Here is a 12219-nt window from a genome sequence, read left to right on the forward strand (position 1 = left end):
CGCGCCTCACCACTCCAGGGCCCACGGCCTTCCGGTCGCCGCGAAGTGGCCGACGTTCACGCACTCCGTGGCGCCGATCCGCATGCGCCGGGCCAGCGGCTGGTGGACGTGGCCGAAGAGGGCGTACCGGGGCCGGGTCCGCCGGATGGCCGCGAGCAGGGCCCCGCTCCCGCGTTCGAACCGCCGCGCCACCGTGTCGTAGCAGAGCTCCGGGACCTCCGGCGGAATGTGCGAGCACAGGACGTCGACCTCGCCCAGCGCCTCCACCTTGGCCGCGTACTCCTCTTCGGACACCTCGTAGGGGGTGCGCATCGGCGTCGGCAGTCCGCCGCCGACGAAGCCGAAGACCCGTCCGCCGATCTCCGCCCGCTGCCCGTCGAGGACGGTCAGGCCGGGGCCGGCGTACTCGGGCCACAGGCCCGGGACGTCGACGTTGCCGTAGGTGGCGTACGTCGGCCGGGGGAAGGCGGCGAACATCTCGGCGTACTGGCGGCGGACCGCGCCCTCGATCAGCCGCTCCCGGTCGAGCCCGTCCCACAGTCTGCGGCCGAACTCGCGGGCTTCTTCGAAGCGGCGGGCGGTGCGCAGTTCGACGATGCGGTCGGCGTTCTCGACTCCGAAGAGGTCGGGGAAGATGCCGCGCGAGTGGTCGGCGTAGTCGAGGAAGAGGACCAGGTCACCGAGGCAGATCAGCGCGTCGGCGCCTTCTCCGGCCCGGGCGAGGGCCTCGGTGTTCCCGTGCACGTCGCTGACGACGTGCACCCGCGTACCGCGCTTCGCGCCCACCTTGGCCTGAGTACTGCTGTGCGTGCCACCCATGCGGCCACCCTAGGGGCGCTTGGGCACCGCGGGTAGGGGCTCCGGAGCAGCGGCCGGACCTGCGGTTACTTCCGAGTCGCAAACGGGGTCGACTACTGTCGGCAGGGCACGGCCGTGGCATGTGACGCACGGAACAATCGGCCGGTTCCCTCTATCCGGAACCCACTACCGGTGGGTAACGTCCGGTCGGTCCACATGGTGGCGATGGCGCCCAGAGGAGCAGCAGTCTTGCGCGAGTTCAGCCTTCCGGCCCTGTACGAGGTCCCGTCGGACGGGAACCTGACGGATCTCATCCGCCGCAACGCCGCTCAGCATCCCGACACGGCCGTCATGGCGCGCAAGGTCGCCGGCCAGTGGCAGGACGTCACGGCGACCGAGTTCCTCGCCGAGGTGCGGGCCGCTGCCAAGGGCCTGATCGCCGCCGGCATCAAGCCCGGCGACCGGGTCGCCCTGATCTCCCGCACCCGCTACGAGTGGGTCCTGGTCGACTTCGCGATCTGGAGCGCGGGCGCGGTCACCGTCCCCGTGTACGAGACCAGCTCCGCCGAGCAGATCCAGTGGATCCTCGGCGACTCCGGCGCCGTCGCCGTAGTCACCGAGTCCCCCGCGCACAGCGCCGCCGTGGCCGCGCTGCGCGACCGGCTGCCCGAGCTGCGCGAGGTCTGGGAGATCGAGCAGGGCGCGCTCCAGGCGCTGACCGCCGCCGGCGCCGGGATCTCCGACGCCGAGGTCGACGCGCGCAGCTCGCTGGCCAACGCCGACGACCCGGCCACCATCGTCTACACCTCCGGCACCACCGGCCGCCCCAAGGGCTGCGTGCTGACCCACCGCAGCTTCTTCGCCGAGTGCGGGAACATCGTGGAGCGGCTGAGCCCGCTCTTCCGCACCGGCGAGTGCTCCGTCCTGCTCTTCCTGCCGGCCGCGCACGTCTTCGGACGCCTGGTGGAGGTGGCGGCCGTACTGGCGCCGATCCGGCTGGGCTGCGTACCGGACATCAAGAACCTCACCGACGAGCTGCAGTCCTTCAAGCCGACGCTGATCCTCGGCGTGCCGCGCGTGTTCGAGAAGGTCTACAACTCGGCGCGCGCCAAGGCCCAGGCCGACGGCAAGGGCAAGATCTTCGACGCGGCGGCCGAGACGGCGATCGCGTACAGCCGCGCGCTGGACCTCCCGGGCGGTGTGCCCCTGGGGCTCAAGCTCAAGCACAAGCTGTTCACGAAGCTGGTCTACAGCAAGCTCCACACGGTGCTCGGCGGGCGCGGCGAGTACGCGATCTCCGGCGGCGCCCCGCTGGGCGAGCGGCTCGGCCACTTCTTCCGCGGCATCGGCTTCACGGTGCTGGAGGGCTACGGCCTGACCGAGTCCTGCGCGGCCACGGCCTTCAACCCGTGGGACAAGACGAAGATCGGTACGGTCGGCCAGCCGCTCCCGGGCTCCGTGGTGCGCATCGCCGACGACGGCGAGGTGCTGCTGCACGGCGAGCACATCTTCAAGGAGTACTGGAACAATCCGACGGCCACCGCCGACGCGCTGACCGACGGCTGGTTCCACACCGGTGACGTCGGCACGCTCGACGAGGACGGCTACCTCGCGATCACCGGGCGCAAGAAGGAGCTCATCGTCACGGCGGGCGGCAAGAACGTGGCGCCCGCCGTGATCGAGGACCGGATCCGGGCGCACGCGCTGGTCGCGGAGTGCATGGTGGTCGGCGACGCGCGGCCGTTCGTGGCCGCGCTGGTCACCATCGACGAGGAGTTCCTGGGCCGCTGGGCCGCGGAGCACGGCAAGCCGGCCGGTGTGACGGCCGCCGAGCTGCGCGAGGACGCGGACCTCGTCGCCGCCGTCCAGAAGGCTGTGGACGACGGCAACGCGGCGGTCTCCAAGGCGGAATCGGTGCGGAAATTCCGCATCCTGCCCTCCCAGTTCACGGAGGAGTCCGGGCACATCACGCCTTCGCTGAAGCTCAAGCGGAATGTGGTGGCGAAGGACTTCGCGGACGAGATCGAAGCCCTCTACCGGGGCTGAGGGGCTTAGCGGGGGTCCTCTGCGAGGACCCTCGTCATGTTCCGCTCCGCAAGGGCGGTGATCGTCACGAACGGGTTCACGCCGAGCGATCCGGGGATCAGCGAGCTGTCGGTGACGTAGAGGCCCTGGTAGCCCTTGACCCGGCCGTAGTCGTCGGTCGCGTCCCCGAGGACGCAGCCGCCCAGCGGGTGGTAGGTGAAGTTGTCGGCGAAGTTCTTGTTGTCGCCGAAGAGGTCGTAGCGGTAGATGGTGAAGTTGGCCCGGTTGATGCGGTCGAAGAGGTTCTTGGCCGCCTGGACGGACGGGGTGTTCTGGTCCCGGGTCCACTGGAGCTTCGCCGAGTCGCTGGCCGCGTCGTAGGTGAAGTGCCCGCGCTCCGGGTTCTTGGTGATCGCCAGGTACATCGAGATCCAGTGCTCGATCCCCATCGGGAGCGGGGCTATCTCGGCGAAGACCGGGTTCGAGGCGTTGTCCCAGTCGTCGATGCCCATGGCGGGCATGGTGGCCTGGTTGGCGCCCACGGTGTCCCACAGGTGGTTGGCGCGGGCGGTCATGACGTTGCCGTTGTGGCCCCAGCCGAGGCCGACCTTGTCGTTGAGGGCGGGCAGCGTGCCGGTCTCGCGGGCGCGCAGCAGGATCTCGGTGGTGCCGAGGCTTCCGGCGCCGAGGAAGAGCTGCTTGCAGCCGAGTTCGCGGACCTGGGTGACGCGGCCGGTGGTGTCGCTGGTCTGGACGGTCAGGACGTAGCCGCCGGCCGGGTCCTGCCGTACGCCGACCACGCGCTGCATGGTCTCGATGGTGACGTTGCCGGTGCCCAGGGCGGCGGCGAGGTAGGTCTTGTCGACGCTCTTCTTGCCGTGGTTGTTGCCGTAGATGACCTCGCCCGCGAGCGCCGACTTGGTGGCGGTGCCGGCGGCCTCGCGCTTCATGTACTCGAAGTCGTAGACGTTGGGCACGAAGGTGGTCTTCAGGCCGGTGTTCTGGGCGTGCTTGCGGGAGACGCGGGCGAACCGGTACCACTCCGTGGACTCGAACCAGGCCGGGTCGATGTCGTTGACGCCGAGCATGGCGCGGGCGCGGGGGTAGTAGGTCCCGTACATCTCGTCGGCGTTCACGTGCGGCAGGATCTCGGTGAAGTACGAGCGCTTCGGGGTGGGCGCCATGCCGCCGTTGACGAGGGAGCCGCCGCCGACCCCGCGTCCCACGTAGACGGACATGTCCCCGTAGTTCACCCGGTCCAGGACCCCGGGGTACGGGCTGATGTTGCGGTTGACCACGTCCAGCCAGAGGAACTGGGCGAGCGGGGCCTCGGTGCGGGTGCGGTACCACATGGAGCGCTGGTCGGGGGCGGAGGTGGACGGGAAGATCTTCCCGTCGGACCCCGGGGTGTCCCAGAGCCGGCCCATCTCCAGGACCACGGTGCGCACCCCGGCCTGGCCGAGGCGGAGCGCGGCGACGGCCGACCCGTAGCCGGAGCCGACGACGATGGCCGGGGCGTACGTCGCGGCCGCGGGTTCGGCGGCCGCCGCGGACTGCAGGCCGATCCGGGTGAAGCCGAGGGCGGCGGCCGTCTGGAGGGCGCCGAGACCGAGAACGTGACGGCGCGTCAGGTTTGGTGTCATGGCCGCATCATGAGCGGATTCCGCCCAACCAGCCATAACCCGCACTGACACGCTTCTGAGTAACAGTCAGACATGGCTCGACCGTATGCGGATCACACCCCCGTCCGCAGGCTTTGATCAACTCTGCCCGCGATCGGCCCCTCGGGAGCGATAATCCGGCTCCCGTGGAAAGCGCCCGGGCCCTCGCGCCCGGCCGTGGCTACAGGAGCTCGCGCAGGCGCTCCGCCAGGAGGTCCCAGCGCCATTTCTCCTCGACCCAGGCGCGGCCCCGCTCGCCCATGCGCGCACGCAGGGCCGGGTCCTTCAGGAGGGCCACGATGCGCTCCGCCGCGTCGGCGGGGGCGCCGCCCGGAACCACCCAGCCCGTCTCGCCCTCCAGCACCGCGTCAGGGGCTCCGCCGGAGTCGCCCGCGACCACCGGCAGGCCCGTGGCGGAGGCTTCGAGGTAGACGATCCCCAGGCCTTCGACGTCCAGGCCGCCGCGCCGGGTCCGGCAGGGCATCGCGAAGACGTCCCCGGCCCCGTAGTGGGCGGGGAGCTCGGACCACGGGACCGCGCCCGTGAAGACCACCGAGTCCGCGACCCCCTTGGAGGCCGCCAGCGCCCGCAGGTCCGCCTCGTAGGGTCCGCCGCCCACGATGAGCAGTACGGCGTCCGGCAGCTGCGCCAGGATCCTCGGCATCGCCTCGATCAGCGTGTCCTGGCCCTTGCGGGGGACGAGCCGCGAGACGCACACCACCACCGGGCGGTCGGTCAGGCCCAGCCGGGCGCGGACGTCCGCGCCGCCCGATCCCGGGTGGAAGGTCTTCTCGTCGACGCCCGGCGGGAGCTGCACCATCCGGCCCGCCGCCGCCGGAGTCAGCGCGGAGGCGATCCGCGAACGCGTGTACTCCCCCAGGTAGGTCAGCGTGTCCGTGCCCTCGCCGATCCGCCGCAGCAGCTGCCGCGCGGCCGGCAGCTGCGCCCAGCCCGCCTCGTGCCCGTGCGTGGTGGCCACGATCCGCTTCGCCCCGGCCCGGCGCAGTGCGGGGCCCATCAGGCCCAGCGGGGCCGCCGCCCCGAACCACACGGACTCGCAGCCGTGTTCGCGCAGCAGGTCCGCGGCCCGCCGGGTCACCCGCGGGGTCGGCAGGAGCATCGTCGTACGGTCGCGCACGATCCGGAACGGCTGCTCGGCGTCGAAGGCGGCGGTGGCCGCCCGGCCCTCGGCAGAGTGCTTCCAGGTGGAGGCGTAGACGACGACGCGGTCGGGGTCCAGCCGCAGGGCCATGTTGTGCAGGAAGGCCTGGATGCCCCCCGGCCGCGGCGGGAAGTCGTTGGTCACGATCAGCGTCTTGTGCATCGTCAGCCGACCCTACCGGAGCTACCGGAACTCACCGCGCAGCTCCTCCTGCCAGGCCCGGGTCAGGGCGGGGAGGTCCGTGCCGAGGGCCTCCTCCAGGGCCGTGGGCAGCGGTTCGCGGCCGGCCTTCTCGTACAGGGAGACCAGCGCCGCGTCGCCCCACTTGCGGGCGATGAGCCGGCAGGCCAGCCAGGAGCCCTCGTACGCCCGCGCCAGCGCCTCCCCGTCCCCGCCGAAGGCGAAGGCCGCGTTGCCGGGGAGCTCGGCCGGCAGGTCGCCCCGGCGCACCGCCCGGCCGGTCGCCGGTGCGGCCTCGGCCGCGCTGCGGCCGCTGCCCCGGTACGCGGCCCAGTCCGCGAAGCCCTCGGAGAGCCAGAGCGGGGTCTTCGCGGTGGTCGCCGCGCGGGTGGCCACGTGCGTGGTCTCGTGGGTCAGGATGACCTGGCGGCCCTCCGCCGAGAGCTGTCCGTACCCCTCCGGGTTGACCACGACCCGGTCGGCGGGGGCCGGGCCCGCTCCGGTGCTCCCGGTGGTCACGGCGCCCAGGCCCCGGTACTCCTCCACCGGGCGGCCCAGCAGCGCCGCCATCGCCTCCAGCGACCCGGGGACCAGGACCACCACCCGGCCCGCCCAGGGCCGCGGCCAGGCGGCGCTCGCGGCCGGTACGGCCTCGTCCGCCTCGGCGGCGATCGCGGCCAGGGCCTCGGGGCTCTGGCCGTCGCCGCCGAGCACCAGCGCGTGCGCGCCCCGCGCGACGCCCACCCGGCCCTGGTCCCACAGCTGCGGCGGGGTGCCGGGCGCGGGCCGGTCGGCCACCACGGTCCAGGAGCCGCCGGGGCCGCCCGGGGTGGCGGAGCCGGCAGGGCCGCCGGAGCCGTCCGGGCCGCTCCCCCGGGTGAGTTCCACCTCGCGGGCCGATCCGGCGGGGGCCGCGTCGTAGCCGGTGAGCCGGTAGTGCAGCTCCGCGCGCGCGAAGGCCCGTACGCCGTCCACGCGGACCGAGGAGACCTCGTAGGACCAGCCCTCCAGGGGGATGGCCGCGAGCCGCTGGGGCGGGGCCGCCGACCAGGCGGCGACGGCCCGGCGGACGGCCCGCTCGGCGGCGGAGCCGGCCGGGGCGGAAGCGGAACCCGAAACGGAACCGGGGCCGGGCGCCGTGCCCGGGCCGCAGCCGGCGAGCGGCACGCACAGCAGCAGCGCCAGCGGCGGCAGCACGCGCAGCAGGGGGTGACGGGAACGGACCGGGCCCGGGAACATCACCCGATCGTACGCAGATCCGCCCTCAGGGCCGGGTCACCGAGGAGACCGGCATCATCCCGACCGGGTCGTAGCGCACCCGCGCCCCCGGGTACGGGGCGTGCACCACCTGGCCGTTGCCCACGTACATCCCGACGTGGCTGGCGTCGGAGCGGTACGTCACCAGGTCGCCCGGCCGCGCCTGCGAGAGCGGCACCTGCTGCCCCGCGTACCGCTGGGCCTGCGAGGTCCGCGGCAGGGCCACACCCGCCTGGCGGTAGGACCACACCATCAGGCCGGAGCAGTCGAATCCGGAAGGCCCGGTGGAACCCCAGACGTAGGGCCGTCCGACCGCGGAGCGGGCCGCCATCACGGCGGTCGCGGCGCGCCCCGACGAGGGTCCTGCGGGGCCGAACGAGGCGGGCAGGGCGCCCGGGTCGGGCAGGGCGTCGGGGCGCCCGCCGGAGCGCGAGGCGCGCTCGAATTCGGCGCGCTCCTGCGTGGGCATGGCGTTGAGCAGCCGGCGGGCGGCGGCGAGCTTCGCGGTGACGGCCCGCTTCTCCTTGGCCACGTCGGCGCGCAGGGCGTCGAGTTCGGCGAGCTTGCGGGAGGCCTCCTCCCGCTCCTGGCCGAGCCGGCGCTGCTCGGAGCGCAGTTCGTCGAGCTGGCGGGCCTGGCGGCCGGTCAGCCGGTCGAGGGTGGAGGCCTTGGCGAGGTACTCGTCGGGGTCGTCGGAGAGCATCAGCTCGACGGAGGGGTCGATGCCGCCCGCCCGGTACTGGGCTCCGGCATAGGCCCCGAGGATCCCGCGCATGGTGTTGATGCGGTCCTGGCCGCGGGCCACCGCGTCCTGGACCCGGTCGACTTCGGTCCGGAGCCTGCCGGCCTTCTCGCCGGCCTGGTTGAAGCGCTCGGTGGCCTGCTCGGCCTCCTCGAAGAGCCGGTCGACCTGGGCGCGGGCGCCGGCCGAGGGCTCGTGCGGGAGGCCGGGGGCCGCGCTGGCGGGTGCGCCCGTCATGGCGACCGCGGCGCTCGCCGCCGCGGCGGTGAGGACGGTGACCTTCGTGTTCCGGTCGAGGACGCTGGGCCCGGACCGGCGATGGGACGCCACGTGAAACCGCTCCCTTCCGCTGCGCGGGACCGGGTCCGCCCCCCGTGGACGGACGTGTGCCGGGTTCCGCGCTGGCAGACAGTAGCCGCGTCACGGGGCACCGGCCAACGACCTCCGGAGGGCACACACAGTGACGCCCCGCCGGAGACGCAGGTCACCGGCGGGGCGTGTGGTCAGAGCGGGGCCGCGGAATTCGCCCGGATGGGCGGTGTGCGGCGCGTCCTGTCGGGGCCGGGGGCATCAGCCGCCGACGCGGACCCCGTACGCGAATCCGCTGAGGGATCCGTACAGGATGCCGGAGGTCGGGTTGGCGGCGTGGAAGACCTTGCCGTTGCCCGCGTACAGCCCGACGTGCGAGAGGCTCGAGTAGAAGACCAGGTCTCCGGGCTGGAGTTCGCTCAGGCTGATCTTCCGGCCGTCGTTGACCTGGTCGTAGGTGGTGCGGCCGATGGTGATGCCGGCCTGCCGGTAGGCCCACTGCGTGAGGCCGGAGCAGTCGAAGGCGTTCGGGCCGGTGCCACCGCGGACGTAGGTCCCGCCGTTCTTGGTCACCGCGGCGCGCAGCGCGTCGGCGGCGCGGCCGGAACCCTTCACGTCGCTGAGATCGGCCTGCTCGGCCGCGCTGCCGCCCGCCTTCTTGGCCTCCTCCTTGATCTGCGCGCGCTCCTGCGCGGTCAGGGAGTTGAGGAGGGCCTGGGCCTCGGCGAGCTTGTCCGTCGAGATCTTCTTCTTCTCGGCCAGTTCCTTGCGGGTGGCGTCGAGGTCGGCGAGCTTGCCCGCGGCCTCCTGGCGCTGCTGCGCGAGGGTGCGCTGCTTGGCCTGGATCTTCTGGACCGCCTCGACCTGCTTGCCGCTCAACTGCTCCAGCGTGGAGGCCTTGTCGAGGTAGCTGTCGGGGTCGGCGGAGAGGAACAGCGCGAGGGACTGGTCTATGCCGCCGGTGCGGTACTGGGCGTTGGCCATCGAACCGATGCTGCCGCGCAGGGTGTTGAGCTCTCCCTGGCCGCGGGCGACCTGGTCCTGGAGCTGGCCTATCTCCTTCTCGAGGGCGTCCTGGCGCGTCTGGGCCCCATTCAGCTTCTCGGTGGCCTGCTCCGCCTCTTCGTAGAGCGCGTCGACCTGGCTCTTGACCTCGTCCTTGCTCGGCTTGGCCGGGGCGGCGTTGGCCGCCTGGCCGGTGAGGGCGACCGCTGCGGCGGCGGTGACGGTCAGGACGGTCACACGGGTGCGGGTCGGCTGCTTGGGTCGACGGTGGGACGCCACGAAGGCGAGCTCCTTCTTCCTGGAGCCGCCGAAGAACGCAGACTCGGCGACACCTTCGCCATCACCCCGAATGAGTGAACTACCGCACGAAGGTTTGACCTGACCCTAGTGACCCTTCTGTGATCAGTTCAAATCCTGTCGGGAAAAAACTCGCTCTGCGACCAGGCTTTTTACCTACGGTGCACGCTCTGTGCAGGCCACTTGACGGTACGTTCCCTCGCGCCCCTGCCAATTCCGGCATTGGGCCCAGCAGTTACGAAACGCGCGAAAGCCGCTTCAGTAGCAAGGCGGACGTCACCGGCCGGGCTCCGGCCTTGGCCACCCCGTCGGCGACCTCGCGGTCCGTGGAGACCACGACCACCGGGCGGCCCGGCGGCTCGGCGCGCACCAGCTGGCGGATCAGCTCGTCCGCCGTCACCCCGGCCTTGGAGAACAGCACCCGCACCCCGCGCGGCGGCGCGAGCAGCACCGGGGCCGCCAGCTCCGCCCCGTCGAAGACACAGGTCATCTCGGCGCCCGTCTGCGCGGCGAGCATCGACAGCCCGCCCAGCAGCCGCAGCCGCTGCTTCTCCAGCGGCATCGTCGGATAGCCGGTCTTGGTGACGTTGTAGCCGTCGACCACCAGATGCGCCTGGGGCAGCGCCAGCAGCTGGTCCAGCAGCGCCGGGTCGGTCTCCGACAGCGCACGCGCCGCGATGTCCTTCGGGGTCATCCGGCCCGGCTCCACCGCCTCCACCGTGTCGGCGGGCCGCGTGGAGACCGGCGGCAGCGCGAGCTCCCGGCGCAGCCCGGCCGCGGCGTCCAGCACGGTGTCCAGCAGCAGCCGCAGCCGCATGTCCTCGATGCTGCGCCCCTCGCGGGTGGCCCGGCGCGAGGTCTCCAGCGCCGACTCCACCTCCGCGAGGCGGGACTTGAGCCGCCGGGTCTCGCTCTCGGCCGCGGCCACCTGCGCGGCCGCCTCCCCGCGGATCCCGTCGACCTCGGCGTTGATCTTGCGCAGGGCGGCGTCGCCCCGCTTGACGTCGCTCAGGGCGCTGCGCAGCTTGCGCTGAAGCGATTCCGCTTCCTTGCGCGCCGCCTCCAGCTCCACCCGCACCTGGTCACCGCCGGCGCGCTGCAGTTCCCGTACGTGGGCCAGCTCCTCGCGGAGCCGGTCCATCTCCCTGCGGGCCTCCTCGCCGACGCGCTCGGCGTCGGCGCGCTGGGCCTCCTCGCCCGCGGCGGCCACCAGCTTGGCCCAGCCGGCCGGCCGCAGCACGTACGCGGCGGCCGCCACGTCCAGCGGATCGGCGGCGGCGGGCGGCGCCCCGGACTCCAGCGCCCCGGCCAGGTCGGCCTGCGCCTCGCGGAGCTTCTCGGCCACCCGGCCCCGGAAGACGGCATCGGTCTCGACGGCCGTCGCCATGGCGTTGCCCGCGAACTTGGCACGCCGGGTCGGGGTGAAACGGGCGTACTGGCGCAGCTGCGCCGGGAGGTCGGCGACCGTCAGACCGCCGAAGGCGTCCGAGACGAGCGCCACGACCCGGCGCCGCACGCCCTCCGGGAGCGGGCGGTCGAGCACCTCGGCGGCGTCGCCGGCCGCATCGGCCGCCTCAGCGCCGCTTGCTGGCTCCACAATCCGTCACCCCTACCGTCATTGACCTGTGGGCCGGACTCCGTCAGGAGTCCGCGCCCGGCCTGTCCACGAGCTCGATCTGGTCCACCGCGTTGCACCAGCGGCAGCGCACCGACTCGATGGTCTCATTGACCACCTCGCGCTCCTCGACCTTCGGCTCCCCGGCGAGGTCCAGGTGGACGTACTCCACGACCTTCGACGAACGGGTGACGTCGAATCGCGTGAGGTTGCCGCACAGGGTGCAGCGCCACCGGGTGGTGTCGGTCGGCAGGGGAACCGTCATCAGGCCGCTCTCTCCTTCTATGTCTTACACCTCGTCGCGCACGCGGGCATGCGCACGCGGACGTGCGTAGCTCGTAACCCTACGGCCTGCCGCACCCGCGGGTGGGTCGGGCTGGGTCATGCTCGGTCGCATGATCGTAAAGTGGCAGGCCGTGCGCGAGGCCGCCCGGGGCCCGGTGGTCACGCACGCGCTGATCGCCGGCTGTTGCGTGGTGTTCGTCCTGAGCCCCGCCTCGGGGCTCAATCCGGTCTACGGGACGGGCCAGGAGCTGCTGGCGAACGGGACCGCGTACTTCCGGCGCTGGGGCGTGGTCCCGGACGAACTCTTCACCGGCGGGCTGCCGCGCAGCGGGGGCCGGGCGCTGCTGACCCCCCTGACGGCCCTGTTCGTGCACGGCAGCTGGCTGCACCTGCTGGGCAACATGCTCTTCCTCTACGTCTTCGGGAAGATGACGGAGCAGCGCATGGGCCGGGCGGGGTTCCTCTGCTTCTACGTGGCCACGGGCTACCTGGCCCTGGCGGCGTACGCGGCGGCCAACGCCTCCTCGGACCAGACCCTGGTCGGCGCCTCCGGCGCCATCTCGGCGGTCCTGGGGGCCTTCATGTGCCTCTTCCCCAAGGCCCGGGTGACGAGCCTGTTCCCGTTCCTGCTCTTCCTGCCGCTGCGGTTCCCGGCGTGGATCGTCCTGATGTTCTGGTTCGCCCTCCAGTGGCTGGCCGCGCACCGGGCGCAGAGCGGCCCGGGAGTCGCCTATCTGGCCCATGTGGTGGGCTTCTCGGCGGGGTTCCTCTACGCGTGGGTGCGTTACCGGCGCACGACCAAGAAGCGTTCCGCGGTTCAGGAGCAATCCACCCAACGGGCCGATCTGTAGCGAGGCAATCACGTAGCGTGGCGCATGCTGGC

Annotated in this window: 10 protein-coding genes; 2 read left to right on the forward strand and 8 right to left on the reverse strand. The window is 72.6% G+C overall.

Annotated elements, in window-relative coordinates:
- Window positions 1-6: 6 nt before the first annotated feature.
- A complete protein-coding gene (locus OHU74_RS09715; RefSeq protein WP_371615512.1) occupies window positions 7-819 on the reverse strand; it encodes a metallophosphoesterase in 813 nt (270 codons plus the stop codon).
- 228 nt (window positions 820-1047) lie between these two features.
- Here OHU74_RS09715 and OHU74_RS09720 point away from each other — a divergent pair, with 228 nt between their 5' ends.
- Entirely contained in the window at window positions 1048-2844 is a 1797-nt protein-coding gene (locus OHU74_RS09720) for a long-chain fatty acid--CoA ligase (RefSeq protein WP_371615513.1), read from the forward strand.
- A 5-nt stretch (window positions 2845-2849) separates the two neighbouring features.
- On the opposite strand, the gene OHU74_RS09725 is transcribed toward OHU74_RS09720, so the two are convergent.
- The 7 genes from OHU74_RS09725 to OHU74_RS09755 all read right to left on the reverse strand — a co-directional run bounded on the left by OHU74_RS09725 (window position 2850) and on the right by OHU74_RS09755 (window position 11316).
- Window positions 2850-4466: a GMC oxidoreductase gene (locus OHU74_RS09725; RefSeq protein WP_371615514.1), complete on the reverse strand. Its 1617-nt coding sequence runs from the start codon at window positions 4464-4466 to the stop codon at window positions 2850-2852.
- Between the two features lie 199 nt (window positions 4467-4665).
- Complete coding sequence (locus OHU74_RS09730) at window positions 4666-5808, reverse strand: glycosyltransferase family 4 protein (protein ID WP_371615515.1); 1143 nt, start codon at window positions 5806-5808, stop codon at window positions 4666-4668.
- A gap of 21 nt (window positions 5809-5829) precedes the next feature.
- Window positions 5830-7065, reverse strand: coding sequence for a hypothetical protein (locus tag OHU74_RS09735; RefSeq protein WP_371615516.1), 1236 nt, complete (start codon window positions 7063-7065; stop codon window positions 5830-5832).
- A gap of 25 nt (window positions 7066-7090) precedes the next feature.
- A complete protein-coding gene (locus tag OHU74_RS09740) occupies window positions 7091-8155 on the reverse strand; it encodes an NlpC/P60 family protein (RefSeq protein WP_371615517.1) in 1065 nt (354 codons plus the stop codon).
- Between the two features lie 240 nt (window positions 8156-8395).
- Entirely contained in the window at window positions 8396-9418 is a 1023-nt protein-coding gene (locus tag OHU74_RS09745; RefSeq protein WP_371615518.1) for an NlpC/P60 family protein, read from the reverse strand.
- Between the two features lie 253 nt (window positions 9419-9671).
- Entirely contained in the window at window positions 9672-11036 is a 1365-nt protein-coding gene (locus tag OHU74_RS09750) for an NYN domain-containing protein (protein ID WP_371619627.1), read from the reverse strand.
- A 40-nt stretch (window positions 11037-11076) separates the two neighbouring features.
- Window positions 11077-11316: a hypothetical protein gene (locus OHU74_RS09755; RefSeq protein ID WP_008738811.1), complete on the reverse strand. Its 240-nt coding sequence runs from the start codon at window positions 11314-11316 to the stop codon at window positions 11077-11079.
- 130 nt (window positions 11317-11446) lie between these two features.
- Here OHU74_RS09755 and OHU74_RS09760 point away from each other — a divergent pair, with 130 nt between their 5' ends.
- The gene (locus tag OHU74_RS09760; protein ID WP_371615519.1) at window positions 11447-12187 is read left to right on the forward strand and encodes a rhomboid family intramembrane serine protease; all 741 of its coding nucleotides are present in this window, start codon (window positions 11447-11449) and stop codon (window positions 12185-12187) included.
- Window positions 12188-12219 lie beyond the last annotated feature (32 nt).

The sequence above is a fragment of the Streptomyces sp. NBC_00454 genome, from assembly GCF_041434015.1.
GTDB lineage: Bacteria > Actinomycetota > Actinomycetes > Streptomycetales > Streptomycetaceae > Streptomyces.